25 protein-coding genes are annotated in these 25,008 nt (G+C 57.1%); 13 read left to right on the top strand and 12 right to left on the bottom strand.

Translation table 11 applies throughout. The features are described 5' to 3' along the window. Positions 1 to 121: 121 nt before the first annotated feature. The 5 genes from ACNSPV_RS06175 to ACNSPV_RS06155 all read left to right on the top strand — a co-directional run bounded on the left by ACNSPV_RS06175 (position 122) and on the right by ACNSPV_RS06155 (position 5,029). Positions 122 to 1,087, top strand: a complete 966-nt coding sequence (locus tag ACNSPV_RS06175; protein WP_348584140.1) for a glycosyltransferase family 2 protein — start codon at positions 122 to 124, stop codon at positions 1,085 to 1,087. A 26-nt stretch (positions 1,088 to 1,113) separates the two neighbouring features. Next, entirely contained in the window at positions 1,114 to 2,115 is a 1,002-nt protein-coding gene (locus tag ACNSPV_RS06170) for a glycosyltransferase family 2 protein (protein ID WP_348584141.1), read from the top strand. Positions 2,116 to 2,127: 12 nt separating this feature from the next. Next, positions 2,128 to 3,123: a glycosyltransferase family 2 protein gene (locus tag ACNSPV_RS06165; RefSeq protein WP_348584142.1), complete on the top strand. Its 996-nt coding sequence runs from the start codon at positions 2,128 to 2,130 to the stop codon at positions 3,121 to 3,123. Positions 3,124 to 3,136: 13 nt separating this feature from the next. After that, complete coding sequence (locus tag ACNSPV_RS06160) at positions 3,137 to 4,126, top strand: glycosyltransferase family 2 protein (protein WP_348584144.1); 990 nt, start codon at positions 3,137 to 3,139, stop codon at positions 4,124 to 4,126. A 321-nt stretch (positions 4,127 to 4,447) separates the two neighbouring features. Next, positions 4,448 to 5,029: a manganese efflux pump MntP family protein gene (locus tag ACNSPV_RS06155; protein ID WP_348584146.1), complete on the top strand. Its 582-nt coding sequence runs from the start codon at positions 4,448 to 4,450 to the stop codon at positions 5,027 to 5,029. A 280-nt stretch (positions 5,030 to 5,309) separates the two neighbouring features. On the opposite strand, the gene ACNSPV_RS06150 is transcribed toward ACNSPV_RS06155, so the two are convergent. The 4 genes from ACNSPV_RS06150 to ACNSPV_RS06135 form a co-directional block, all read right to left on the bottom strand. Continuing rightward, positions 5,310 to 5,987: a GntR family transcriptional regulator gene (locus ACNSPV_RS06150; protein ID WP_348584147.1), complete on the bottom strand. Its 678-nt coding sequence runs from the start codon at positions 5,985 to 5,987 to the stop codon at positions 5,310 to 5,312. Positions 5,988 to 6,075: 88 nt separating this feature from the next. After that, positions 6,076 to 6,765: an RluA family pseudouridine synthase gene (locus tag ACNSPV_RS06145; RefSeq protein ID WP_348584149.1), complete on the bottom strand. Its 690-nt coding sequence runs from the start codon at positions 6,763 to 6,765 to the stop codon at positions 6,076 to 6,078. Next, positions 6,762 to 7,316: an NUDIX hydrolase gene (locus ACNSPV_RS06140; RefSeq protein ID WP_348584152.1), complete on the bottom strand. Its 555-nt coding sequence runs from the start codon at positions 7,314 to 7,316 to the stop codon at positions 6,762 to 6,764. Before ACNSPV_RS06140 ends, ACNSPV_RS06145 begins: the two co-directional genes overlap by 4 nt. A gap of 154 nt (positions 7,317 to 7,470) precedes the next feature. Continuing rightward, positions 7,471 to 8,004, bottom strand: a complete 534-nt coding sequence (locus tag ACNSPV_RS06135; RefSeq protein WP_348584153.1) for a hypothetical protein — start codon at positions 8,002 to 8,004, stop codon at positions 7,471 to 7,473. Between ACNSPV_RS06135 and nifJ the strand changes: the two genes are divergently transcribed. Next, on the top strand, positions 7,957 to 11,502 hold the full coding sequence (gene nifJ / locus ACNSPV_RS06130; RefSeq protein WP_348584154.1) for a pyruvate:ferredoxin (flavodoxin) oxidoreductase: 3,546 nt from the start codon (positions 7,957 to 7,959) through the stop codon (positions 11,500 to 11,502). The two genes, ACNSPV_RS06135 and nifJ, sit on opposite strands and share 48 nt — an antisense overlap. Before the next feature lie 495 nt (positions 11,503 to 11,997). Here the strand turns inward: nifJ and ACNSPV_RS06125 are convergent, their stop codons facing one another. Next, a complete protein-coding gene (locus tag ACNSPV_RS06125; protein ID WP_294648001.1) occupies positions 11,998 to 12,279 on the bottom strand; it encodes a helix-turn-helix domain-containing protein in 282 nt (93 codons plus the stop codon). Further along, positions 12,276 to 12,635: a type II toxin-antitoxin system RelE/ParE family toxin gene (locus ACNSPV_RS06120; protein ID WP_348584156.1), complete on the bottom strand. Its 360-nt coding sequence runs from the start codon at positions 12,633 to 12,635 to the stop codon at positions 12,276 to 12,278. Before ACNSPV_RS06120 ends, ACNSPV_RS06125 begins: the two co-directional genes overlap by 4 nt. Positions 12,636 to 12,921: 286 nt before the next feature. Here ACNSPV_RS06120 and ACNSPV_RS06115 point away from each other — a divergent pair, with 286 nt between their 5' ends. The 5 genes from ACNSPV_RS06115 to ACNSPV_RS06095 all read left to right on the top strand — a co-directional run bounded on the left by ACNSPV_RS06115 (position 12,922) and on the right by ACNSPV_RS06095 (position 17,411). Continuing rightward, positions 12,922 to 13,047, top strand: coding sequence for a hypothetical protein (locus ACNSPV_RS06115; protein ID WP_348584157.1), 126 nt, complete (start codon positions 12,922 to 12,924; stop codon positions 13,045 to 13,047). A 408-nt stretch (positions 13,048 to 13,455) separates the two neighbouring features. Next, complete coding sequence (gene mgtE, locus ACNSPV_RS06110) at positions 13,456 to 15,033, top strand: magnesium transporter (RefSeq protein WP_348584159.1); 1,578 nt, start codon at positions 13,456 to 13,458, stop codon at positions 15,031 to 15,033. A gap of 228 nt (positions 15,034 to 15,261) precedes the next feature. Next, positions 15,262 to 15,579 carry a hypothetical protein gene (locus ACNSPV_RS06105; RefSeq protein WP_348584161.1) on the top strand — a complete coding sequence of 106 codons (318 nt, stop codon included), beginning with the start codon at positions 15,262 to 15,264 and terminating at the stop codon, positions 15,577 to 15,579. A 210-nt stretch (positions 15,580 to 15,789) separates the two neighbouring features. After that, positions 15,790 to 16,434, top strand: coding sequence for a rhomboid family intramembrane serine protease (locus tag ACNSPV_RS06100; RefSeq protein WP_339394458.1), 645 nt, complete (start codon positions 15,790 to 15,792; stop codon positions 16,432 to 16,434). Positions 16,435 to 16,445: 11 nt separating this feature from the next. Next, positions 16,446 to 17,411: a hypothetical protein gene (locus ACNSPV_RS06095; RefSeq protein WP_348584162.1), complete on the top strand. Its 966-nt coding sequence runs from the start codon at positions 16,446 to 16,448 to the stop codon at positions 17,409 to 17,411. 51 nt (positions 17,412 to 17,462) lie between these two features. On the opposite strand, the gene ACNSPV_RS06090 is transcribed toward ACNSPV_RS06095, so the two are convergent. Beyond that, complete coding sequence (locus ACNSPV_RS06090; RefSeq protein ID WP_348584163.1) at positions 17,463 to 18,062, bottom strand: twin-arginine translocation signal domain-containing protein; 600 nt, start codon at positions 18,060 to 18,062, stop codon at positions 17,463 to 17,465. Positions 18,063 to 18,493: 431 nt separating this feature from the next. Next, positions 18,494 to 19,012 (bottom strand): gamma carbonic anhydrase family protein, encoded by a 519-nt coding sequence (locus ACNSPV_RS06085; protein ID WP_348584164.1) that lies wholly within the window; start codon positions 19,010 to 19,012, stop codon positions 18,494 to 18,496. A 153-nt stretch (positions 19,013 to 19,165) separates the two neighbouring features. Between ACNSPV_RS06085 and ACNSPV_RS06080 the strand changes: the two genes are divergently transcribed. Together ACNSPV_RS06080 and ACNSPV_RS06075 are read left to right on the top strand one after the other, a co-directional pair. Beyond that, positions 19,166 to 20,449, top strand: coding sequence for a D-alanyl-D-alanine carboxypeptidase family protein (locus ACNSPV_RS06080; RefSeq protein ID WP_348584166.1), 1,284 nt, complete (start codon positions 19,166 to 19,168; stop codon positions 20,447 to 20,449). A 457-nt stretch (positions 20,450 to 20,906) separates the two neighbouring features. Next, positions 20,907 to 21,062, top strand: coding sequence for a hypothetical protein (locus tag ACNSPV_RS06075; RefSeq protein WP_348584167.1), 156 nt, complete (start codon positions 20,907 to 20,909; stop codon positions 21,060 to 21,062). Here ACNSPV_RS06075 and ACNSPV_RS06070 read toward each other — a convergent pair. The 4 genes from ACNSPV_RS06070 to ACNSPV_RS06055 form a co-directional block, all read right to left on the bottom strand. Continuing rightward, the gene (locus tag ACNSPV_RS06070; protein ID WP_249237662.1) at positions 21,052 to 21,405 is read right to left on the bottom strand and encodes a PqqD family protein; all 354 of its coding nucleotides are present in this window, start codon (positions 21,403 to 21,405) and stop codon (positions 21,052 to 21,054) included. The two genes, ACNSPV_RS06075 and ACNSPV_RS06070, sit on opposite strands and share 11 nt — an antisense overlap. Continuing rightward, positions 21,405 to 23,294 (bottom strand): OPT family oligopeptide transporter, encoded by a 1,890-nt coding sequence (locus ACNSPV_RS06065; RefSeq protein WP_348584169.1) that lies wholly within the window; start codon positions 23,292 to 23,294, stop codon positions 21,405 to 21,407. The genes ACNSPV_RS06070 and ACNSPV_RS06065 overlap by 1 nt, the downstream gene beginning before the upstream one ends. A gap of 450 nt (positions 23,295 to 23,744) precedes the next feature. Beyond that, on the bottom strand, positions 23,745 to 24,512 hold the full coding sequence (locus ACNSPV_RS06060; RefSeq protein ID WP_348584171.1) for a biotin--[acetyl-CoA-carboxylase] ligase: 768 nt from the start codon (positions 24,510 to 24,512) through the stop codon (positions 23,745 to 23,747). After that, positions 24,509 to 25,000 carry a metallophosphoesterase gene (locus ACNSPV_RS06055; RefSeq protein WP_348584173.1) on the bottom strand — a complete coding sequence of 164 codons (492 nt, stop codon included), beginning with the start codon at positions 24,998 to 25,000 and terminating at the stop codon, positions 24,509 to 24,511. Before ACNSPV_RS06055 ends, ACNSPV_RS06060 begins: the two co-directional genes overlap by 4 nt. Positions 25,001 to 25,008: the final 8 nt, after the last annotated feature.

The following is a 25,008-nucleotide window of genomic DNA, read 5'->3' as shown; positions in this document are numbered from 1 at the left end:
CCCCGCAGATGCCTTTGTGCTGTCTGCGGGGATTTTTTGCACTTTTCAGCGGCGGAAAAACAATGTATAATAGAAGCAGCATGTGTCGGAAAAACACGAATGTGAGAAGAGGAACGGAAACATGACAGAACAAAAGCGTCCGGAGATCAGCATCATCGTGCCGGTGTACAAGGTGGAAAAATATCTGAACGAGTGCATCGACTCCATCCTTGCCCAGACCTTCACGGACTTTGAGCTGATTCTGGTAGACGACGGCTCCCCGGATAACTGCCCTGCCCTGTGCGATGCGGCGGCAGCAAAGGACAGCCGTATCCGGGTCATCCACAAACCGAACGGCGGTGTAAGCACGGCCCGCAATGCCGGGCTGGATGCTGCCCGCGGAAACTGGATCGGCTTTGTGGATTCGGATGATGTGATTGATAAGACTTACTATGAAAAGCTGTACCGTGCGGCAAAGCAGTCTGGTGCCGAAATTGCAGCCAGCAACATTCTGTACGCAAACGCGGATGGCACCCCGAACAACTACAAGGACCTGCCGCTCAAAAATGAGGTGCTGACCATTGACGAAGCAGCACATCGCATCCGTATGACACCGCTGGTTCAGGCTGCAACCAGATTGCATCGTCGGGACGTGATAGAGAAGATCCATTTTCCGGATGGCAAAAACTACGAAGATGCGTTCACGACGCCGACCATTTTTGAAAATTCTACAGCAGTTGCCTGTGTGGAGGAAATGCTTTACCATTACCGCCTTCATCCCAGCAGCATCATGCATGAAAAGGTCGGCCTGAAAAATCTGGATGAGATCGATGCCAACTATGGTTTACTCCAATGCGCGCTCCGGCACGGCAAAAAAGACACCGCCCTGCTGGAATATAAGATCATGAAAAGCTATTTCAAAAAGTTCCTGAAAAAACTTTCCCCGGAAGACCGGAATGACCCGAAGGTACAGCAGACCATCGATCTGATCCGCAAGGCGGAAACAGAGGTCAGGCAGGCCGGGGCAGATACCCTGCGCAATAAGCTGGAAGCGGCCGTGTGGTTCTGGAACAAAACCGTTTATTATCACCTGAAAGGCTGGGCCTGATCAGAAGTCGTGAAGGAGAGAATGTTGTGAGTGAAAAGAGAGCGGAGAACCGCCCGGAGATCAGCATCATCGTGCCGGTGTACAAGGTGGAACGATATCTGAACGAGTGCATCGACTCCATCCTTGCCCAGACCTTCACGGATTTCGAGGTCATTCTGGTGGACGACGGCTCCCCGGACGGCTGCCCTGCCCTGTGCGATGCGGCGGCAGCAAAGGACAGCCGCATCCGGGTCATTCACCAGCAGAATAAGGGTCTGAGCGGTGCCAGAAATGCGGGCATTGAGATCGCACGCGGAAACTGGCTTTCGTTTATCGATTCGGATGACAGCGTTGACAAAACATTCTGCGAAAAGCTTTACCATGCGGCAAAACAGGCTGGTGCAAAGCTGGTGGTCAGCGATATTCTGTACTTTGATGCGGATGGCTCTCTGAGCGGTTATCAGGAGCGTGCGCTCCGGACGGAGACCCTTTCACGGGAGGAGGCAGTGCACCGCATCCGGCTTACGCCGCTGGTCCATGCAACAACGAAGCTGTACAGCCGGGAACTGTTTGCGGAGCTTCGTTTTCCGATCGGGCAGAATTATGAGGATGCCCTTACGATCCCGGCAGTGCTGGAACAGGTAACGGATGTTGTGTGTGTGGGAGAGCCGCTCTATCACTATCGCTTCAATCCGAATGGCATCGTGCGCGGAAAAATCGGCCTGAAAAATTTGCAGGAGGTATACGCGAACTACGCTTTGTTCCAGTGTGCGCTTAAATATGGCAGGAAGGATACGGTGTATCTGCAGTACACCATCATGAAGGCTTTTTTCCGGAAGGTGGAAAGGAATCTGTCTCCGGAGGACAGAAAAAGTGTACAGATGAAGCAGGCGGAAGCCTGCCTGAAAAAGGCAGAGGCCGAGGCAAGGCAGGCAGGGGCATTCACGGTGCAGAACTGGCTGGAAGCAGAGCTGCGGGCAGTCAATGCGCCGCTGTATAACCGCTGCAAATATAAGATCCGGCAGACAAAACCGAAAAAATGCAGGTAAGGAGAAACCGTTGTGAGTGAGCAGAAGGTCAGAAACCGTCCCGAGATCAGCGTCATCGTGCCGGTGTACCGGGTGGAAAAATACCTGAATGACTGCATCGATTCCATCCTTGCCCAGACCTTTGCAGATTTTGAGCTGATTCTGGTGGACGACGGCTCCCCGGACAACTGCCCTGCTTTGTGCGATGCCGCAGCGGCAAGGGACAGCCGAATCCGGGTCATCCACCAGAAGAACCGCGGCCTGAGCGGGGCACGCAATGCCGGGCTGGACATTGCCCGGGGCCGCTGGGCTGCCTTTGTGGATTCGGACGATATGCTGCTGCCGCAGGCGCTGGAAAAGGCCCACAGCACAGCGGAAAAGACCGGTGCGGACGTGGTACTGTACGGCTTTGCGTTCACCGACGAAAACGGCAAGGTCTATGATGGATGGGATACGACCCAGTACGATGAGGTCATCCCGCAGCAGGAGATCTACAACCGGCTGGTCATCGGCATGTATCAGTCCATGTGCAATAAGCTTTTCCGGCGGGAACTGTTCGACGGCCTGCGCCTGCCGGAGGGCAAAAAGTTTGAGGATACCTACACCGCACCCCGGATCTATGAGCGAGTGCAGAAGATGGCCAGCATCCCGGAGTCACTGTACCAGTACCGGCAGGTGCCGGAGAGCATCATGCACAGCAGCTATTCGGTAAAAACGCTGGACCGGGTGGAAGCCTGCTACCAGATGTTTCTGGGCATGTACCGGCATAACGCAGAGACCCTGTGCGAAGCCTACCGCACCGTGCTGACCGCCCTTGTAGATATCTGGTGGCACCTGACCCCGGAGGAGCGCAGAAGCCCCCGGATGAAAGAGTGCATGGGATACGAACGGGACGCACGGCATAAGCTGTGGCAGGCCCGGGCCATCACCCTGCGGGGGATCTCGGATACGATCCGGTACACAAAATCGCCCGCAAAGTATCTGGAACTGCGCAGAGAACGGCAGGCAAAACTGCAGAACCTGAAATGATGAGGAAGTTACCGTGAAAGAACAGCACACGATCCGGCCCGAAAGCAGGAAAACCATCAGCATCATCGTGCCGGTATATAAGACAGAGCGTTTTCTGAACGCCTGCATCGCTTCCATCCTTGCCCAGACCTTCACGGATTTTGAGCTGATTTTGGTGGACGATGGCTCTCCGGACAGCTGCCCTGCCCTGTGCGATGCTGCAGCGGCAAAGGACAGCCGTATCCGGGTCATCCACCAGAAAAACCGTGGCCTGAGCGGGGCACGCAATGCCGGGCTGGACGCGGCAGAGGGCGAATGGATCGCCTTTGTGGATTCAGACGACACCATCACGCCGGACTTCTGCGCAAAGCTTTACCATGCGGCGCAGGAGACAGGTGCACAGATGGTCGTGTGCAATTACCGGCAGGTGGACGAAGCCCTGACCCCCATCCGGGAGCAGTATCTGCATGTGCGGCAGGAGGTGATGACCCCGGAGCAGGCATTGGAGCACAGCACCCTTCTGCCCTACATGGTGGTGTGGAACAAGCTGTACCACCGCAGCATCTTTGCGCAGCTGCGCTTTGCAGAGGGCAAGCTGAACGAGGACACCCTGCTGATCGCCTACGCCTACGAAAAAGCAGAAAAGATCGCCAACATCCCGGATGCGATGTACCTCTACCGCAAGGTGGCGGGCAGCATCGTGAACAGCAAAGTCACCCTGCGCAATCTCGACCGGGTGGAGGCAAACTATGCGGTGTTCGAGTGTGCCCGCCGCCATGGCGTCACCGGCTCGCTGTGTGAGCTGTACTGGGTGCTGCTGCACTCGCTCATCGATGTGGGCTCCCACCTGACGGCGCAGGAGCGGAAAACGCCCCGGATGCAGCAGGCCCGGGAGTATGAGCGCCGCGCCCGCCGGGCACTGCGGCAGGAGCATGCCGTCACCCCGCAGGCGCTGGGCAATACCCTGTGCTTTATCCTTTCGCAGGACCGGTATTTTGAGACCCGCTGGAAAAACAGGACCTGAAGGCGATCGTTTATAAAAAACGGTTTCTACGGTTTGTCTGGACTTCCGGCGCGGGATATGCTACAATAACAGAACGATCACAAATACCCGTGGGGGAGTAGCAAGCGCCGGTTGCAGAAGGCGCAGCAAGTCAACACAATGGCCGGTGGTTTCGGTCTGGCTTGCTTTAATTTGCGAGACTCATGTGTTTTTGGCGCGCAGAATGCCGCCCGTGCACATGGAGTCGATGATAAAAATTGACCCGGCTTCGGACGTGCAGATGCGCCCGAGGCCGGGTTTTGTATTGCCCGATATTCTGGTCAGATTCAGGAGGCAGACAATATGGAATGGAGCTTTGTATTTTTTCTCAACAGCGCACTGCTGGGCGTGGGCCTTGCAATGGATGCGTTTTCGGTGTCGATGGCAAACGGCCTGCACGACCCCCGCATGAGCAGGGGGACCATGTGCAGGATCGCGGGCACCTTTGCCCTTTTTCAGGCGGTCATGCCCATGACCGGCTGGGTGTGCGTGCACACCATCGTGGAGATGTTCTCTTCCTTTGAAACATTCATCCCGTGGATCGCGCTGGCACTGCTGGGCTACATCGGCGGCAAGATGCTTGTGGATGGCATCCGGGGCGAGGAAGCCGAAGAGGCTGCAGAGCTCAGCGCCGGTGCACTGCTCATGCAGGGCATCGCCACCAGCATCGATGCCCTTTCGGTGGGCTTCACCATTTCGGAGTACGGCTGGCTGATGGCTCTGGCGGCATCGCTCATCATTGCGGTGGTCACCTTCTTCATCTGCATGGCGGGCCTGCGCATCGGCAAAAAGTTCGGCACGAAGCTTTCCGGCAAGGCGTCCATTCTGGGCGGCATGATCCTCATTGGCATTGGTCTGGAAATCTTTATTTCCGGGGTGCTGTGAGAAGATCGTTTTAAGAGCAGCACCCTCGCCCTCTCAGTCAAGCCCTGTCGGGCTTGCCAGCTCTCCCAAAGGGAGAGCCTTTGGCAGTCCCCGCAAACTTCATCTTTTTGCCAAGGCCTCTCCCTTTGACAGACTCCCCCGGCCGGGGGAAGTCGTTCCACTCAGGGGGAGCTTTATTTGTGCTGACCGGAAGATGCAAAAAAGCTCTCCCTTTGGGAGAGCTGGCTGCGACCATCGGGAGCAGACTGAGAGGGTTCAACCATTGTTCCACATAGAACAATTACTTTTCCGGCTCAAAGTAGTCGGCGTATTCCTCGGTCAGCTTGGAGCCCAGCCGCCGGATGCCGCCGTAAAGATGCTTTTCCACCAGCGGCTCAAAGGCGGCAAGGTCGCACCGCTCAATGGCATCCAGCAGGCTCCGGTGATCTGCGATCACTTCCGCAAGCCCGCCGCTGGTGATGGTGTCCAGCATCCGGAAGCGGCTGTAGTCGGCGTGGGCGTTCTGCAGGGTGCTCCACAGATACATCTTGTCCATGGCGGCAAACCATGTCCCGTGCAGGGTGCGGTCGGCCTCGTACAGCCGGTTGTAATCGGGCTTTTCCGTGGCGGCAAGGGCCGCGTAGGCCTCCACCCGTCTGCGGATGAGCGCCCGCTGTTCGGGGGTGCACTGGGGCGCAAAATCCCGCAGGATGCGGGCCTCCACGGCGGTGCGCTCGTAGATCAGCTCGTCCACGATGCGGCGGTTCAGCCGGGTGACGGTGGTGCCCTTATAGGGCACGATCTTCACCAGCCCGTTTTCCTGCAGTTTCTGCAAAACCACCCGGATCATGCTGCGGGGGGCCGCAAAGCGGCTGCACAGCGGGTTTTCGCTCAGCAGGGAGCCGGGGCGGATGGTCAGATCGATGATCTCCCGCTCCAGCACGGCGTAAATTTCAGCATCGGTTCTATATTGTTCCATACCTCTCACCTAATGAACATGATATATTTGCTGTGCAAATATGATGTTGTCCCATCGGGACAACATCATATCGCCGTAAGGCGATGCATCATTCTAAAAACTCTTTCCACGGTGCGGCGTCCGGCAGGGGCAGGCTGAACTGCAGGGGCCTGCCGGTGTCCGGATGCCGGAACTGCAGGCCGCAGCTCTGCAGAGCGATGTCTCCCTTTACCCGGCTGCCATACTTGCCGTCGCCGGAGAGCGGATGCTTCCGGGCGGCGAACTGTACCCGGATCTGATGGGTGCGGCCGGTGTGCAGAGTGATGCCTGCAAGGCTCGTGTCCCCTGCTGTTTTCAGGATGCGGTATTCCAGAACGGCTTCCCGCACGCCCTTGCGGGGGCGGCTGACCGGGAACACCCGGCCCCGGCGGCTGTCCTTGAACAGCCAGTCCCGCAGGGTGCCTTCGGCGGGCAGTGCTTCGTCCGGCCCGCCTGCAATGACGGCGCGGTACTGCTTGATGAACTGCGGCTCTTCTGCCCTGCCCTCTGCCCGGCCGTCCTGCACGGCGTAGGCGTTCTGGCTCTGGGTGATCTGACGGCTGAGTGCGGCCGCAGCCCCGGGCGTGCGGGCAAATACCATCAGGCCGGAAACACCGGTGTCCAGCCGGTGCACCACCCCCACAAAGGCGTCCGGGGTGTTCCACCGCTGCCGCAGCGCTGCGGGAACGCCCTCCTCACTGGAAAGGCCCGCGGGCTTGTCCAGCACCACGATGGAAGCGTCCTCGTACAGGATGTTCACAGCTTGCCCTCAGCGATCAGCGCCTTGAGCTTCAGAATGCCGGCAATGGTCTTGCCGTCCCGGATCTCGCCGCTCATGACCATTTCATAGGCTTTATCCAGCGGCACGCGGTCCGGCGTCAGGAACTCGTCCGCATCCAGATGCATCTGGGTCTTGTGCAGGCCGGTGGCGACCCATGTATAGATGACCTCGGTATCATAGCCCACGGTGGGGTAGAACTGGCCCAGAGAGATGTAATTGTCGGCGGTCAGGCCGCACTCCTCGCCCAGCTCCCGCTTGGCGGCTTCAAAGGGGTCCTCGCCCTTTTCCAGCTTGCCGGCGGGCAGCTCCCACAGCTCCTGCTGCATGGCGTAGCGGAACTGGCGCACCATGCAGATGGTGCCATCCTCAAAATAGGGCAGGATGCACGCACCGCCGTGGTGATGCACCACCTCACGGGTGGCGGTCTTGCCGTTTTCCAGCAGAGCAGTGTCCTTGGTCAGGGTGATGACCCGGCCCTCAAAGAGGACCTCGCTGGTAAGTGTCTTTTCGTAATGTGTGATCTTTTCCATTGTATTTACCCTCTCTGCCCGGCACAGCGCCGGTTTTCTGCTCTCAGTTTACGGCAAAGTGCGGTTTGTTGTCAATAAAGAGATGATAAATACAAGAGGATGGGACGATTTGAAATGCGCGCCGCGTTTGCTTTGCGCATAATCAGCGGAAAGATCATTTATAATTTCGCGTTTGTCGCGCTCTGCGGAGCGCTCCAAACGCCTTTTCACGGGAGGGGGCGTAACGGAAAGCAGCATTTGCAGCGCCGCTTTCTGCGAAAGCGCGGCGCTGCGGGAAACGAATCCTCTCAGGCTCACTGCGTTCGCCAGCTCCCCCCTTGGGGAAGCTGGCATGGCGCAAGCCGTGACTGAGAGGGTTCCCTCCTCTTTTTGCGAAAAAAATCACAGGATCTGGCAAGGCAGGCAGGCTAAAACCAAAAATCCGCACCAACGCTTGCTTTACCGCACTAAAGACGTACAAAACAGCTAAAAAATTTTCTTTATTTTTGGTGCGTTTGTTGGGCTGTTTGCGTTTACTTTGCGAGCAGAATTTGTTATTATAGTATACAAGCAATAGTGCCTTTATGGGGTTCTCCGGTCCCATGTGGGGCATATTGCCCCGCGCAAAAGGTACCAAATTCTGAATAATGGAGGAAGAAAAATGCCTAGAGCAAAGCAAACTATGGATGGCAATACCGCTGCCGCCCATGTAGCGTATGCCTACACGGACGTGGCTGCCATCTACCCCATTACCCCGTCTTCTCCGATGGCTGACTCTGTGGACCAGTGGTCCGCAGCCGGCCAGAAGAACATCTTCGGCAATCAGGTCAAGGTTGTCGAGATGGAATCTGAGGCAGGCGCCGCAGGCGCTGTGCACGGCTCTCTGGGTGCAGGTGCTGTTACCACCACCTTCACCGCTTCTCAGGGCCTGCTGCTGATGATCCCCAACATGTACAAGATCGCTGCTGAGCAGCTGCCCTGCGTGTTCGATGTTTCTGCACGTACCGTTGCTACCCAGTCCCTGAACATCTTCGGTGATCACAGCGACGTCATGGCATGCCGCCAGACCGGCTTTGCAATGCTGGTCGAGAGCAGCGTGCAGGAAGTCATGGATCTGTCCCCTGTCGCACATCTGTGCGCCATCGAGGGCAAGGTTCCCTTCCTGAACTTCTTCGATGGCTTCCGTACTTCTCATGAGTACCAGAAGATCGAGAAGTGGGATTACGCCGATCTGAAGGAAATGTGCAACATGGAGGCTGTGGAGGAGTTCCGTAAGAAGGCTCTGAACCCCGAACACCCCAAGATGCGCGGCTCCCACGAGAACGGCGACGTGTTCTTCCAGCATCGTGAGGCATGCAACAGCGTTTACAACGCTCTGCCTGCTGTTGTTGAGAAGTACATGGCCAAGATCAACGCAAAGCTGGGCACCAACTACGATCTGTTCAACTACTACGGCGCACCCGATGCTGACCGTGTGATCGTGGCTATGGGCTCCATCTGCGACGTTGCTGATGAGGTCATCGACTACCTGAACGCACGCGGCGAGAAGGTCGGTATCATCAAGGTTCGTCTGTATCGTCCCTGGGTCTCTGCTTCCCTGCTGAAGGTCCTGCCCAAGACCGCCAAGAAGGTGGCTGTGCTGGACCGCACCAAGGAGCCCGGCTCTCTGGGCGAGCCCCTGTATCTGGATGTTGCCGCTACCCTGCGTGAGGCTGGCCTGAACGATGTCGTTCTGACCGGCGGCCGTTACGGTCTGGGCAGCAAGGATACCCCGCCGTCCTCCATCTTTGCTCTGTTCAAGGAGCTGGAGAAGGATCAGCCCAAGGAGCGCTTCACTCTGGGTATCACCGATGACGTCACCTTCCTGTCTCTGCCGGAAGTCAAGCCCGCTCCCATCACCGCAGCTGCTGGCACCAAGGAGTGCAAGTTCTGGGGTCTGGGCGGCGACGGTACTGTCGGTGCTAACAAGAACTCCGTCAAGATCATCGGCGACCATACCGACAAGTATGTTCAGGCATACTTCCAGTATGACTCCAAGAAGACCGGCGGCGTGACCATCAGCCATCTGCGTTTCGGCGACAAGCCCATCCGCAGCCCCTACTACATCAACCAGGCTGACTTCGTGGCCTGCCACAACCCCGCTTACATCCACATGGGCATGAAGATGGTCCAGGATGTCAAGCCCGGCGGCGTGTTCATGATCAACTGCCAGTGGTCCGATGAGGAGCTGGGCCAGCACCTGAACGCCGAGGCAAAGAAGTATATCGCTGACAACAACATCCAGCTGTATACCATCAATGCTATCGATAAGGCTATCGAGATCGGCATGGGCAAGCGCACCAACACCATCCTGCAGTCTGCATTCTTCAAGCTGGCTGACGTCATGCCCATCGAGGATGCCGTCAACTTCATGAAGCAGGCAGCTCAGAAGAGCTACGGCAAGAAGGGCCAGGACGTCGTTGAGATGAACTGGAAGGCTATCGATGCAGGCGTTGACGCCATCCACAAGGTGGACGTGCCCGCATCCTGGTCCAACCCCGAGGCTGATCCCGCACCCAAGGCTCTCACCGGCCGTCCGGAACTGGTCAAGCAGATCCGCGATGTCATGGAGCCCATTGCCCGTATGGACGGCGACAGCCTGCCTGTCTCTTCCTTCGTGGCAAATGCAAACGGCGAGTGGGAGCAGGGCGCTTCTGCATACGAGAAGCGCGGCACCGCTGTCAACGTCCCCGAGTGGGATGCTGCAAAGTGCGTTGGCTGTAACCAGTGTGCATTCGTCTGCTCTCATGCTACCATCCGTCCCTTCCAGCTGACCGCCGACGAGCTGGCAGCTGCTCCTGCACAGACCAAGAGCCGCGACAACAAGCCCGCAAACGAGTACAAGTTTGTGATGGCTGTGTCTCCTCTGGACTGCATGGGCTGCGGCGAGTGCGTCACCGTCTGCCCCACCAAGGCTATCACCATGGTGCCGCAGGCCAGCCAGGCCGATCAGCAGGCAGTGTTCGACTACTGCGTGGCCAACATCTCCAAGAAGCCTTCCAAGTTTGCTGACGATACCGTCATCGGTTCTCAGTTCAACCAGCCGCTGCTGGAGTTCTCTGGCTCCTGCGCAGGCTGTGCCGAGACTTCTTACGCTCGCCTGATCACTCAGCTGTTCGGCGAGAAGATGTACATCTCCAACGCTACCGGCTGCTCCTCCATCTGGGGCGGCACCGCTTCCATCTCTCCGTACACCGTCAACAAGGACAGCGGCCATGGTCCTGCATGGTGCAACTCCCTGTTCGAGGATAACGCAGAGCATGGTCTGGGCCTGTACATCGGCCAGAAGACCGTCCGCGAGAACCTGATCAAGGAGATCGCTGAGGTTGCTGGTTCCGACAAGGCTTCTGCTGAGCTGAAGGCTGCCTTTGAGAAGTTCCTGGAGACCAAGAACAACACCAAGGCCAACGACGAGCCCGCAAAGGCCCTGATCGCTGAGCTGGAGAAGGCTGCTGCTGCCGGCTGCGAGAAGTCTGCAGAGATCCTGAAGAGCAAGCAGTTCATCGCCAAGAAGTCCGTCTGGATCTTCGGTGGTGACGGCTGGGCATACGACATCGGCTTCGGTGGTCTGGACCACGTTCTGGCTTCCGGCGAGGATGTCAACGTGATGGTCTTCGATACTGAGATGTACTCCAACACCGGTGGACAGGCATCCAAGGCTTCCAACATTGGTGAAGTCTGCCAGTTCGCTGCTGCTGGTAAGGAGATCAGCAAGAAGAGCCTGTCCGAGATCGCTATGACCTACGGTTACATCTATGTTGCTCAGATCGCACTGGGTGCTAACCCGGCTCAGGCTGTCAAGGCCATCGCTGAGGCTGAGGCTTACCCCGGCCCGTCTCTGATCATCGGCTACGCTCCCTGCGAGCTGCACGGTGTCAAGGGCGGCATGACCAACTGCCAGAACGAGATGAAGAAGGCAGTTGAGGCCGGTTACTGGAACCTGTTCACCTTCAACCCGGCAAACAAGGCTCAGGGCAAGAATCCGTTCACCCTGACCTCCAAGGCTGTGGATAACGAGAAGTATCAGGCACTGCTGTCTAACGAGACCCGTTACAGCCGCCTGACTCGTGCATTCCCCGACCGTGCTAAGGAGCTGTTCGCACGCAACCAGCAGGTTGCTAACGACCGCTACGAGCACCTGACCCGTCTGGTCGACCTGTACAAGTAAGCATTCTTCTGCGCTTTGGATGCAGATATTTGCGGCACCTTAGCCCCACAATGCAAGAGGGCGGCTGCCCCGTACCGGCGGTTACTGCGCAATGCAGCGGTACGAAGCGGAGAAACGCATCCATCCAAGCAGGTGATGTGCTGAAGTACAGCATCCGCCATACGCGTTCTGACTGATTTCACTTCCCGGGCGGTGCTTTGTTCCGTGCGAAGCACCGCAGCGGGATATGAGATACCAAAGCGCCCGCGAGGGTCCTTGAAAGCACACCCCGCGTGTGTCAGGAGTATAAGGTCTGCGTTGCAGATACCTTGCTCCGCCTGCTGCATAAGACCTGCTTTTGCAGGGATCTTGCCGCAGTAAAAACGAGCTTCGTTTTAGCGCCCCGCTCACCGCAAGGTGACCGGGGCGTATTTTTTGTATAAACTCTTTCCGTAAAAATACGAAGCCCGGAACATCTGCGGATGTTCCGGGCTTTGCGTTTTTGGTGAATAAAAATTATTTATTCGATACAAATTCAATTCTGACATTCATCCCCATACCAGCCGCAAGGCGCTGCAGGGTGCGCAGAGAAGGGTTTGCGTTTCCCCGTTCCAACTTGCTGATATCGGCCTGTGCAATGCCGGTGCGCTCTGAAAGCTGTTTCTGGGTCAGACCGCTTTCCTTCCGGGCATCGATCATGGCCTGTGCAATGGTAAGCTCCGGCTGAAGAGCATCCCATTCTGCCTTAAAGGAAGGCCGCTGTAATTGTTCATTCAAATAATTCCGAAAATCACTCATGAGGAACTCTCCTTTCGATGAAAATAGTCCGCGCGGTATTTTTGCGCCAGTGCAATTTCCTCCGGCGGTGTTTTCTGCGTCTTTTTGACAAAGCCATTTGTCAGGATGATCTGATGTCCGACCACAAAGAAATATAAAATGCGCGTAATATTGCTGCTTTGCTTGGCACGCAATTCAAAAATGCCGTCTCCCAATGATTTGGAATAAGGTTCCCGCAGTTGTGTGCCATTGGCTTCCAATAGGGAGATCGTACCCAAAAGCTTTGCCAGCATTTTGTCGTCCAGCGTATCCAGAAAATCACGAACCGGGCAGCTGCCGTCTGCCTTATAATAAAAATTCACTTCAAAAGCAGACATTTTCGGCATCCTTTCTGATTGATGACATCCTACCATTATAATATAGGATAAAACAAATATTGTCAAGAGGAGCTTCTATCACAAAATCTTCCAAAAGATACCATTTCCTTTTTACAGTTTCTTCATAGCTTCTTAACGAATTGAATTGTGAAAGCTGTTATACTTTTGCCATGGGAAGCGGGGCCGCAACCGTTTCCCGTGTAACATGATTCCTCCTCACACCAAGGCAATATCCAAACAAAACACCCTTTTTCGTGCGCCGCAACACGGAAGAGGGTGTTTTGTTTTGGCAAAAAACGATCTTCCGATGCCGCCGCAGTGCGTTGGCATTCTCAGCGGTAATTTTTATCCTTGCAGTTCGGCAAAGGCTGCGGGCTTTGCCGAACTGCCTTTTCACGTGAAAGAAAAATAAGATCTGTGTTTTTATAAAATAAAATTCCTGTAAATCCATGGTTTAGGGTTGACCCCGTTTTTTGGCGGCGCTATAATAAAAATGAATATGAAAACTTGGAGGTGAACGCAGGAAAATGGACCCGGATCATAGTCGAAGTAGAACCACCGGCGCGGTGGATCAGAAAACAAAAACAACTGCGTTTCCCCCAACCGTTCGCCTCCTTCGCTGAGTGCTGCGGAAAAGCACCGCTTCCACGGTGTGTCTTTCCGCAAAACAGAGCAGAGGAAGGCGCGGCTTTGTGTGCGCAGAATGCGGCGTTTGCGGCATTCCGGCAGGCAAGGCGGCGCGTTTTTTGTTTCCCGATCTGCTGCGTCCTCCGGATACAGGAGCTGCTCCTGTGCCGTAAAAACTGAGGAGGAACGCCCAATGGATATGGAAGAAAAGAAGCTGACGGTTGATGCTGCGGAGCAGGCGCTGCCGGTGCAGGAGCTGCCTGCCGATATCCCTGCCGAAGTCCGTCAGAAGCTGGCCGAGGACCTGAACGATGAAGCTACCGAGGACCTCAAGCAGGATATGCGTGAGGCCGAGAAAGAGGAAGCCAACGACGAAGAGGTCAAGGCCAACCCTGAAATGCTGACCAAGAGCCGCCTGCTCAAACTGCTCATCAAGAAGCAGTACGTCAAGCTGCGCGAGGTGACCGAGGAAGAGCAGCCTGCCGACCTTGCCGAGCTGCTGGAAGAGCTGGACGAGAACAACCGCCTTGTGGTGTTCCGTCTGCTGAAAAAGGAAGTGGCCACCGAAGCATTTGCCTATATGTCCGACGAGGCCCGCGATGATCTGGTAAACGCCTTTTCGGACGTGGAGTTGGTGAGCGCCATCGAGGAAATGAGTCTGGACGATGCCGCCGACCTGCTGGAGGATATGCCGGCAGGCGTGGTGAAGCGGGTGCTGGAGAAATCCTCCAAGCAGACCCGTGAGAGCCTGAACAAGCTGCTGAACTACCCCGAAAGCTCTGCCGGCAGCCTGATGACCCCGGAGTATGTCCGCCTGCGGGAGGATATGACCGTGGAGCAGGCCTTTGATGCCATCCGCAAACAGGGCGAAAACGCAGAGACCGTGTACACCTGCTACGTGGTGGAGCGCAACCGCCTGAAGGGCGTTGTCTCTGCCCGCAGCCTGCTGCTTTCGGACAGGAACATTCCCGTTTCTGAGATCATGGACGACAACGTGGTGGCAGTGAAGGTCACGGACGATCAGGAATATGTGGCCCGTGAGATGCAGCGCTACGACTTTACCGCAATGCCCGTTCTGGACAACGAGGGCATGTTCGTGGGCATCATCACCATCGACGATGCAATCGACGTCCTGACCGACGAGAGCACCGAGGACATGCAGAAGATGGCCGCCATTTTGCCGGACGACGATGCCACCACCTATTTTGGCACCAGCGTCTGGACCCACGCAAAGCAGCGCATCCCATGGCTGCTGATCCTGATGCTTTCCGCCACCTTTACCGGCATGGTCACCACTCACTATGAGGAAGCCTTTACCGCGCTGCCCCTGCTGGTCTCCTTTATGCCCATGCTGATGGATACCGCCGGCAACTGCGGCAACCAGATCAGCACCCTGATGGTGCGCGGTCTGGCTCTGGGCGAGGTAGAGCCCAGCGACTTTGTGCGGGTGCTGGGCAAGGAACTGCGGGTGTCGGCCATCGTGGGCGCGGTGCTGGGCATCGTGAACGGCCTGCGCATCTACCTGATGTACACCTTCCTCTTCCCCGGCCAGTACGGCAACGTGATGGGCTATGCCATCGTGGTCAGCGTGTCGCTGTTCTTCAGCGTCATTCTGGCAAAGCTGGTGGGCGGTATGCTGCCGCTGGCCGCAAAGAAGCTGGGTGCAGACCCGGCCATCATGGCTACCCCCTTCATTACCACCATTGTGGACGCCTGCAGCCTGATCCTGTATTTCCAGATCGCACAGCTGGTATTTCACAATATGATGTAAATAATAAAGCAATGCCGGACAGTCTTGAAGTGACTGCCCGGCATTTTTTATGGGACGAACCCTCTCAGTCATCGCTGCGCGATGCCAGCTCCCCCGAATGGGGAGCTTATAGCACTGCCGGAAGCTTTTAGCATTCATCCGATACGTTTCGGTTATCGCAAAAAAGCTCCCCCTTCGGGGGAGCTGTCGCCGCAGGCGACTGAGAGGGTTCGGCCGGGAAAAAACGGTGTGGAAAACTGCAATTTTCCCCGCCTTTTCCACACGGAAAAACGGCAGCGGCCCGGTGTTGAAAACTTGGGGCCAGCCATTCCAGATTGGAGAAAAATAAATCGCCGCTCAGGAACGGTTTGTAGAATGCAAAGAAAATCCTTCGACTTTCTTTTTTATAAAAGGCAGAATGCCTGCATTTTCATCCAAAACTTTCCAGAAAGCGGCTGCCTGAATTACGGTGCGTATAGGGCTGATCCCTTTTTATTGTTGAAAACCCAGTGGAAAAAGTGGAAAACATCATGGAAAACCCGACCTTTTCTTCACAAAAGCGGTTGAAAACCCGGTGGAAAAAGTGAAAAGTTCATTCCAGACCGGAAATTACATACAATTTTCGGTTGTGCTTTGGCATCCGGAGAGCGGCAGGAAAGCTGTATTTCCGGGCTTTGGGGGCAGAGGTTTTCAACAGTGTTGAATGCCCCGGCCAATCATGGTACAATAACAGCAGTAAGCTGCGGCAAAACATTTCCGAATTGAGGGAGGCACCCTATGAACAATTGGCTGAACCGGCTGGAACGCAGATATGGGCGTTTCGGCATCCCGAACCTGACCAACATTCTGGTGGGCGGGCAGATCCTTGTACTGGCTATCGAGCTGTTTGTGAACCAGACCATCAGCGTCTGGCTGTCCCTCAGCAGATATCTTCTGTTGAGCGGCCAGATCTGGCGCATCATCACCTTTGTGTTCATCCCCTCCTATGGCGGCAGCATCCTCAGTGCAGTGCTGGGCATCTACTTTACCTGGTTCATCGGCACGGCGCTGGAACGGGAGTGGGGCGATTTCCGCTATACGGTCTATCTGCTGTCCGGGATGCTGGGCACCGTGCTGGCCTGCCTGCTCACCGGCGTCAGCGGCAGCACCTACTGCCTGTCCCTTTCGCTGCTGCTGGCCTTTGCCATGCTGTACCCGGAGGTACAGGTGCTGCTGTTCTTTGTGATCCCCGTCCGGGTGAAGTATTTTGGCTTTTTTGCGGCGATCCTGTGGGTGCTGAGCTTTTTGGGCGCACCGCTGCCCCAGAAGCTGAGCCTGCTGCTCAGCATGGCGAATGTCTGGCTGTTCTTTGGCCCCATGGGCTACCGCGCCATCCGTGCATGGGTCCGCCGCGAGCAGTGGAAGCGGAAAAACAGAAGGTAAGGAGAAAAACCATGATGCTGGACCGCATGGAAGGCAACGCAGAACTGAAAAGCAGCGTGCAGCTGATGCTGGCAGCCCGCCGCCTGACCCACAGCGTGCTGCTGGTGGGCGAAGAGGGCCTTGGGGCCGGTTTTGCGGCCCGCTGCATCGCGGCCGATTATCTTTACCCTGCAGGCGGAGCGCCCGCTGAGGCCCTTCTGCGGGGCGAATGCTGCCGTGCGGTGGCGAAGGCCGGCAAGCGCGACAGCGGTCAGGTGGAGACCGGCATCGTGCGCGAGGCGATCTCGGTCACCGGCATGGGCGCGGGCGGCCGGTATCTGGTGGGTCAGGTCACGGCCATGCGCAGCGAGATCTTCAACACCAGCCTTTCGGCTGAGGGCCGCGCGGTGCTGCTCTACCATGTGGAAAAGATGAACGAGGAATCCGCCAACGCGCTGCTGAAGGTGATGGAAGAGCCGCCGGAGGGGGTGCTGTTCCTGCTCACAGCCGATTCGCTGGCAGGCGTGCTGCCCACCATCCGCAGCCGCTGCATCAGTTTTGCCGTGGCGCCGGTCCCGCCGGAGCAGTGCGCCCGCTACTGCGCCGCACAGGGGGTGGACAAAAAGACCGCCGCGCTGTACAGTGAGCTGTTCGACGGGCACATCGGCACGGTGCTTGCAGCGGCACAGGACGAAGCCCGCACAACGCAGGTGGAAAAGGCGCTGCAGCTGGCAAAGACCGCAGCCGACCGTGACAGCTATGCCGCCGCCGTGCTGCTGGCTCCGTATGAGAAGGACAAAGCCGGTGCCGCCGCCCTGCTGACGGACTTCCGTGCGGTGGCGGCAGCGGGCCTGCGGCAAAGCCCCCACGCACCGGTGCAGGGCGATGCCGCCCGGCGTGCCCTGCGGCTGGCAGATGCCGCCATCCAGCGCCTGGGCGCACAGGTGAACCCCAAGATCGTGCTCAGCGTGTTTGCGGCAAAGTTCAGAGCGTTGTAAACAAAAACTCCCCTGAAAGGCTTTTTACGGCATTTCAGGGGAGTTTTGCTGTCAGGAAACGGTAGAGGAAGGGTCGCTGATCAGGCCGTTAAAAGTAAAGGCGGCCGTTTGATTATTAAGTTTACCCAGCGTGATGGTTATGGTTCCTCTATAGAATCTACCGAAGGAAGAGGTAGTGACAGGGCCGATGTCGATGAAAAGAATAACGGTTTTGGACTGGCCTGCAGGAACAGTAAGAGACTGGTAGAATACATAGGCGGTTTTGCTGCTGTTCAGACCTTTATATCCAAGACCACATACCTTACCAGTGCCGCCAGCGGTATGGCTGAAAGCAAAGTTGCTGGTGTTGACGGTGACAGAACTGTTGCCGCTGGAATTATCCAGTTTGAAGCCGGTGTAGAAATAGTTGTGACGGGTATCAGATTCATAGATGGAGCTGGAAGTCCACTGCCCGCTCAAGGGGCCGATATCTGCGGTAAAAGAGCCAAAATTAGCAAAATCGGTATTATCGATGGAAGGAGCAACCAGATTTTCGGGAGTGGAAGCATACGCTCCATCCCCGCAGCCTGCCAGCATGCCGCCTGCGGCAGCCGCCGCCATGGCAGTACCGGCGGCCTTTAAAAAGGTGCGGCGGGTGATGAGCTCAGACATAACGAAACCTCTCCTTTTCACGCAGGAAATCATAAAATACAAAAGCGGATAAAAACAAAGACTCCCCCCAGCGCTTGCGGTACACCGGAGGGAATCTCTGTTTGGGGTATTGCTTTGGTGTGAGGAGGAATCATGTGTAGAGACGCGGTTGCGGCCCCGCGTGCTCTACAATTGATAGTATACCCCATTTCCCTCAAAAAGTCATTGCTATTTTGTGAAAAAATCGAAAAAATAAAGCTTTTTTTTCGTAAAGAGATCAAAAGCGAAAATTGCGCAGGAACGAAAGCTTTTTCGGATGGCCTCCAAAATGCCGATACAGGATTTCCCCCGCACCGGTCAGAGTTTCGCTGCGGCAGGGGTCCCGGACAGCCTGCTGAAGGGCTGCCCGATGCAAACGCTCTTTTTCAGCATAACACAGCAGGCGCAAAAGGTCAATCCATTTTGCACTGCGCTGCGTGCACTCTGCCGTGCTCCACGTAGTGGGCGGCGTTGTGCAGGTTGGCCTCGACCTGTGCGGGGCTCACCTGCTTGATGACCTTTGCGGGCACGCCCACGGCCACCGAGCCGTCCGGGATGACCATGCCCTCCGGCACCAGCGCACCCGCGCCGATGATGCAGTTTTTGCCCACGACACAGTGGTTGAGCAGGGTGGCGTGCATTCCGATCAGGCTGCCATCCCCTACCGTGCACCCGTGCACCAGCGCGCTGTGGCCCACGGTGACATTCCTGCCCAGCGTCACGGCTCCGCCCACATCGCAGTGCAGCACGGCGTTGTCCTGCACGTTGGAGTTCTCACCGATGATAAGCTGGCCGTCGTCGCCGCGCAGCACGGCACCGTACCACACCGTGGAACCGGCTTTGAGGATCACATCGCCCTGCACGGTGGCATTGGGCGCAACGAACGCAGCCCCCTCGTTGCGGGGAACTTTTCCACAAAAGGACAGAAACATTGTTAAAAACCGCCTTTCTCTCTTTCTCTTTTGGCTGGTTTATGGTATTCTTTAAAGTAGTATAGCAAGCCAGAGCCTTTCCGGCAAGTAGGAGCTGTTTCAAAACAAAAATTTTTGCCGTGCGTCGGCAAGCAGATACAAGGGGGCACGCTCATGTTCAAAAACACCATCTTCCGCCGCATGACGGCGCTGGTGCTCACGCTGGCACTGGCCGCTGCTGCTGCACTGCCGGGCCTTGCGGTATATCCCATGCCCATCCAGACCGCCAAGGAGACCGAGGCGGTGTACCTGTTCAACGCCGACACCGGCAAGACCATCCTGAACCAGAACGCCGGCCAGCAGCAGTATGTTGCCAGCCTGACCAAGCTCATGACGGCCCTGCTGCTGCTGGAAAGCGGCAAGGATCTGAACAGTGAAGTGACCGTGCCCACCGCGCTGACCCAGGAGTTCCGGGATATCCAGAACGCCAACGGCACCACCATGGGCCTGCGCATCGGCGAGACGGTGCGCCGCATCGACCTGCTGAACGCCATGCTCATCGTCAGCGCCAACGACGCCGCCAGCGTCATTGCCTACGATGTGGGCGGCAGCGTGCTGGATTTCGTCAAGCAGATGAACGCCCGTGCCCAGGAGCTGGGCTGCACCGGCACGAACTTTACCTGTGCCCACGGCCTGTTTGACTACGGCAACGTGTCCACCGCGCAGGATCTGGCAAAGATCGCCGCCGCCTGTGCGGCAAACCAGACCTTTGCACAGGTGGCGGGCACCGCCAGCTATGTGCTGCCGGCCACCAATCTGCGCAAGGCCGAGCGTACCATCAGCAGCTCCAACAGCCTGATGAACAGCGAGAGCGCCAACTACCGGGAGTATGTCCGGTGGGTCAAGGGCGGCTTTACCACGCTGGCAGGCCGCTGCATCGTGGCCTTTGCGGAAAAGAACGGCCACACCTACGGGCTGGTGATCCTTGGCTGCGACACGCCGGACCACCTCTTTGCCGAGTGCGATGATCTGTTCGACTGGGCCTTTGAGAGCTTTGCGGACCGTCCGCTGGTGGATACCCAGACCGAGATCACCACCGTGGCGCTGACCAAGTGCCGCACCGAACCGACGGTGGCGCTGTATGCCGCTGCGCCGGTCAGCGGCTACGGCCACGCGGACGATATCGTTACCTACTCCTTCGACCTGCCGGAGAGCATTGCGGCCACCGTCAAGAGCGGCAGTGTGGTGGGTACAGCCACTGTGTATCTGGACGGCGATGAAGTGGGCACGGTGGACCTTGTGACCCACCGGGAGTACGTCTCCGATTTCCGCACCGACATGAAGGCAACGGCGCTTCTGCTGTGCGCACTGGTGCTCATCCTGCTTGCAATGATGGTGCTCACGTTCGCGGCCGGCGGCGGTTCGCTGAGTCTCAAAAAGGGAAGGCGCCGCAGATAAAGTGCATGGGCTTGACAATTTTGGAAAATAAGCTATACTGAAAATACAAAGGCGCTGGCCCACAAACGGCTAGCTCCTTACCATACTAGTCAAAAAGAAAAATGACCGGTCGTGTTGGGGAACAAGAGGCGGTCATTTTTTCTTTTTGTCATCACTGTGAGAAACAGTCCATGTAATTTCAAACGTAACGTAGATCGCCCCGCCAAGAAGCGTGAGCAGAAGCACGACCTGTTCAAACGTCATGGTGCATCCCCCCTTCCTGCCCTTGGGCAAAACCGGGGGTGCGAAAGATCCAAAGAAAAAATCGCCTTGCCCGGCGCGCCTAGGTGCCGGTAAGACGAGCTGCAACAATGACGACCGCTGCCTGCGGCAGAAACAGGGAGGAATTGTTGGGGCCGCGGCCAGCGAGGCGCGAGTACCGTTCAAGGTACGATGCGAATGCTGGGAGCCGCAACCCGTGCTGCGTTTTGGGACACAGCGCCTTCGTGCCGCAGATGCGGCAATTACAGAATACCACAGCAAACTGCAAAAAACAATAAAGAACCGCGAAAAAGCGGCGCTCAGTGCCTTGCAACAGGCTCTGAGCGCCGCTTCTTTTGCGCTTATTGGTTGAGGAACTTGATAAAGTGGTAAGATTCCACGATCTGGAAATACTTGATGATGCGCGGGTACAGGGGTTCGGCCTTTTCGCCGAACTGCTGCTTCATGCAATCAGCAAGCTGTGCAACGGTCTTCCGGCCATCGATCAGCGGCCACAGGTAGCTGCCGGTCTCGTCCAGATGCACCTGTGTGGTGCGCGGTTTATGGAACACTTTTTGCGCGATCGTATTGAACACACCGGTGTTCTCCACCTCAAGGGTGATAAGGCCGGTGGCTTCATCTGTGTGCCAGCGCAGGGTCTCCGCCCGCTGCGGGATAAGATCCAGATAATTGATGGACTGCTTTTTCTTATTCATCAGTTCTTCTTTTTCTTCATGGAGAAGGCCAGCAGGCATGCGATCATCACGATCATCAGGACCACGCCGCCAATGTTGCCCAGATCAATGCTCAGGGCAGTGCTGATGCCGAACACGGCAAACACAGCCAGCAGGATGCCCACAAGGCCCTCGCCTGCGATCATACCGGCACAGAACAGGGTGCCGCGGGTGGTCTGCTCTTCCTTGAGCTTCGCGTCAACATTCTTGCGGCTGTCCATGAACCAGCGCACAACACCGCCGATCATGATGGAGGTGTTCAGGTAGATGGGCAGGTACAGGCCGATGGCAAAGGGCATCACGGGGATGCGCAGGACCTCCAGAGCAATGGCAAGGAACACACCGGTGAACACCAGGTTCCAGGGCAGGTTGCCGCCCATGATGCCCTCGACGATCATCTTCATCAGGGTAGCCTGCGGTGCGGGGACCTCGGCACCGCCGTAGCCCCATGCGCTGTCCAGCAGGTACAGCACACCGCCGATGGCCAGACCGGCGGCAATGACGCCGATCAGCTCACCGATCTGCTGCTTGACCGGGGTCGCACCCAGCAGGTAGCCGGTCTTCAGGTCCTGAGAGGTATCCGCAGCAATGGCAGCGCAGATGCAGATGACAGAGGCGATGGCCATGGAGCCGATCATGCCCTCGATGCCAACGTTGCCGGTGGCCTTCAGGATTATGGTAGAGATCAGCAGGGTGGCAATGGTCATGCCGGAGACCGGGTTGTTGGAGCTGCCGATCATGCCGACCATACGTGCAGAGACGGTGGAGAAGAAGAAGCCGAAGATGACGATCAGCAGAGCACCCAGCGGGCTGACGGGGATGGCCGGAGCCAGCCAGATGATGAGGATGATGAGCAGGATGCCGCCCAGAATAAAGGGCATGGGCATGTCCTTATCGGTGCGGGAGGTGCCGGAAGCGCTGCCGCCCTTCATGCTCTTCATGGCGTCGCGGAAGGTGGATACGATCAGAGGCAGGCTCTTGATCAGCGAAATGATACCGCCGGTAGCAATGGCGCCTGCGCCGATATACTTGACGTAGTTGGACCAGATGGCGTCTGCACCGCCTGCTGCATACAGATCAGCAATGGTGGTGCCGGCTGCTGCCGGGTACAGGGAAATGTTTGCGCCGAACAGGCAGATCAGCGGGATAATGACCATCCAGCCTACCAGAGAACCGGTAAACATATAGGAAGCGGTCTTGGGGCCGACGATATAGCCCACGCCCAGCAGAGCGGGGTATACTTCCATGCCCAGAGCACCCTTGAAGGAGCTGAAGGCCATGGCAATGTCGGAGGGGATCATCTTCAGGCCATCGACGATGAACTTGAAGATGGCTGCCAGACCCATGCCGGAGAACACGGTGGAGGCGTTTGCACCGCCCTCTTCACCGGCCAGCAGAACGTCTGCACAGGCGGTGCCTTCCGGGTACAGCAGGGTAGCGTGTTCCTTGACGATCAGGGCGTTGCGCAGGGGCACCATGAACAGAACACCCAGAATGCCGCCGCACAGGGCGATCAGGGTGATCTCCAGGATGCTGGGCTTGTCGCACAGGCCCTCTTTTGCCCACAGGAACAGTGCGGGCATGGTGAAGATGGCACCGGCGGCCAGGCTCTCGCCTGCGGAACCGATGGTCTGCACCATGTTGCTCTCCAGAATGGAGTTCTTCTTGAGCAGGACGCGGATCACGCCCATAGAAATGACTGCTGCCGGGATGGAGGCAGAAACAGTCATGCCGACGCGCAGGCCCAGATAGGCATTTGCAGCGCCGAAGACCACAGACAGGATGATGCCCATGATCACAGAGGTCGCCGTCATTTCTGCGGTGATCTTTTCCGCAGGAATATACGGCTTGAAGGATTCTTGATCTTTCATGCTTGCACTCCTTGCGACAGCACAAGCGCCTTGCATTTGGGGGCAGGGCGCTTGTGCTGTCCGTTTTCCGATTTCCTAAACACGCGCATCCCATCCAAAAGGACGCGCTGGCACGTACTCTATTATACTAAAGTATGACTGAATTGGCAACTGGAAATGTACACAAGAAATTCACAAAAAATTCGTTTATTCAAGCATTTTGCGGGAAATTTGGGCAAAAGCGTGCGAAAAAATTCCATATGATCCCAAAACTGTACGCACATAGAGAACAGCTTTGCGGGAAAAGAATGCCTTTTAACAGCGTGCGCGCCTGTCCGGAGGATAGCAAAAAGCTCCCCCTTCGGGGGAGCTGGCAAAACCGTCAGGTTTTGACTGAGAGGGTTTACCTATCGCGGCTGTCCTGCGCCCTCATCAGTTCCCTGCGGTGATATTTTATGATAAAGAGCGCTTTTACACGGCCCCATAGATGCCGTGCACCGACACTTCGCCGGTGAACACATGCACTTCGCCGTTGTCGGTGCGCACCACCAGACGGCCCTCTTCGTCCACATCGACGGCTTCACCGGCCCCCTGCCTGCCGTCCGGCAGGTCAAAGGTGACCCGGCGGCCCAGATTGACGCAGGCGGCCTTGTATTCCTCCCGGAAGGGTGCAAAGCCGTCCCGGGCAAACAGGTACAGATTGCGGTCAAAACCAAAGTCGGTCAGGCCCTCGGCCAGCCATGCGGGGTCGGTGGAAAGATCCACCTTTGCCCCCTGCAGTTCCAGCGAGGTGCCGTTGGGCAGGTCGGCGGCGTCAAAGTAGCTCTGAGGCTGGGCAAGATTGATGCCGATGCCGCACAGGATGCCCCGGCCCTGCTGCTGATAGCCGTAGCTCACACTCTCGCACAGGATGCCCACGATCTTTTTGCCGTTCAGCAGCAGATCGTTGGGCCACTTGATCTGGCAGTCCACGCCGTAGCGCAGCTGCAACTGGCGGCGCACTGCAAGGCTTGCCAGCAGCGGCAGGGTGGCAGGCTGGGCCAGCGGCTCCCGGATGGCAACTGTATAATACAGGGCCTTGCCCTCGGCGTTCACCCAGCTGCGGCCCAGACGGCCCCGGCCTGCAGTCTGGTTCTCGGTATACACCGCGCCCACCGGGCCGAACTCCTCAAAATGCTCCTTCACGTAAGCGTTGGTGCTGCCGCATTCCGGCAGATAGCGCACCTCATTGATGCTCATTGTTTGGGTACCTCTTTGTGTTCATAGGCGGTCACTTTGCCTCCGTCCAGCGTCAGGATGCCGTAGGTGTCCGGCCCGGTGTAGCACCGGCCGCAGGAGCCGGGGTTGAACAGGAACACCCCGCCGCGGGTCTCTGCATGGGGGATGTGGGTGTGGCCGAACAGCGCCACCTCGGCACCCCGGGCAGATGCGGCGTCTGCCAGCGTATCCAGATCGTATTTTACGCCGTACATATGACCGTGGGTGTAAAATATCACCACGCCGTCAAAGGCGGCAAGGCCGTCGGTGGGTTCCAGTGCGCCGTAATCGCAGTTGCCGGCCACCGAGTAGGCCCGCAGCTTGGGGTACAGCGTCAGGGCCAGTTCCAGATCCCGCAGGCCGTCGCCCAGAAAGATCAGGGCATCGATGTTTTTGCTCTCTTTCATCAGCACACGCTCAATGGCGGTGCGTCCGCCGTGGCTGTCGCTCAAAACCAGAAGCTTTGTCACAAAAAGGG

This window comes from Faecalibacterium sp. 3, assembly GCF_048323735.1.
GTDB lineage: Bacteria > Bacillota > Clostridia > Oscillospirales > Ruminococcaceae > Faecalibacterium > Faecalibacterium wellingii.
This window is presented reverse-complemented; position numbering and strand designations above follow the sequence as displayed.

Excerpts from the sequence above, each read along its gene's own strand:
- ACNSPV_RS06175 (WP_348584140.1), top strand. The coding sequence starts at position 122 with ATGACAGAACAAAAGCGTCCGGAGATCAGCATCATCGTGCCGGTGTAC.
- ACNSPV_RS06155 (WP_348584146.1), top strand. The coding sequence starts at position 4,448 with ATGGAATGGAGCTTTGTATTTTTTCTCAACAGCGCACTGCTGGGCGTG.
- ACNSPV_RS06150 (WP_348584147.1), bottom strand. The coding sequence starts at position 5,987 with ATGGAACAATATAGAACCGATGCTGAAATTTACGCCGTGCTGGAGCGG.
- ACNSPV_RS06140 (WP_348584152.1), bottom strand. The coding sequence starts at position 7,316 with ATGGAAAAGATCACACATTACGAAAAGACACTTACCAGCGAGGTCCTC.
- nifJ (WP_348584154.1), top strand. The coding sequence starts at position 7,957 with ATGCCTAGAGCAAAGCAAACTATGGATGGCAATACCGCTGCCGCCCAT.
- ACNSPV_RS06135 (WP_348584153.1), bottom strand. The coding sequence starts at position 8,004 with ATGGGCGGCAGCGGTATTGCCATCCATAGTTTGCTTTGCTCTAGGCAT.
- ACNSPV_RS06125 (WP_294648001.1), bottom strand. The coding sequence starts at position 12,279 with ATGAGTGATTTTCGGAATTATTTGAATGAACAATTACAGCGGCCTTCC.
- ACNSPV_RS06120 (WP_348584156.1), bottom strand. The coding sequence starts at position 12,635 with ATGTCTGCTTTTGAAGTGAATTTTTATTATAAGGCAGACGGCAGCTGC.
- mgtE (WP_348584159.1), top strand. The coding sequence starts at position 13,456 with ATGGATATGGAAGAAAAGAAGCTGACGGTTGATGCTGCGGAGCAGGCG.
- ACNSPV_RS06100 (WP_339394458.1), top strand. The coding sequence starts at position 15,790 with ATGAACAATTGGCTGAACCGGCTGGAACGCAGATATGGGCGTTTCGGC.
- ACNSPV_RS06095 (WP_348584162.1), top strand. The coding sequence starts at position 16,446 with ATGATGCTGGACCGCATGGAAGGCAACGCAGAACTGAAAAGCAGCGTG.
- ACNSPV_RS06090 (WP_348584163.1), bottom strand. The coding sequence starts at position 18,062 with ATGTCTGAGCTCATCACCCGCCGCACCTTTTTAAAGGCCGCCGGTACT.
- ACNSPV_RS06085 (WP_348584164.1), bottom strand. The coding sequence starts at position 19,012 with ATGTTTCTGTCCTTTTGTGGAAAAGTTCCCCGCAACGAGGGGGCTGCG.
- ACNSPV_RS06080 (WP_348584166.1), top strand. The coding sequence starts at position 19,166 with ATGTTCAAAAACACCATCTTCCGCCGCATGACGGCGCTGGTGCTCACG.
- ACNSPV_RS06070 (WP_249237662.1), bottom strand. The coding sequence starts at position 21,405 with ATGAATAAGAAAAAGCAGTCCATCAATTATCTGGATCTTATCCCGCAG.
- ACNSPV_RS06065 (WP_348584169.1), bottom strand. The coding sequence starts at position 23,294 with ATGAAAGATCAAGAATCCTTCAAGCCGTATATTCCTGCGGAAAAGATC.
- ACNSPV_RS06060 (WP_348584171.1), bottom strand. The coding sequence starts at position 24,512 with ATGAGCATCAATGAGGTGCGCTATCTGCCGGAATGCGGCAGCACCAAC.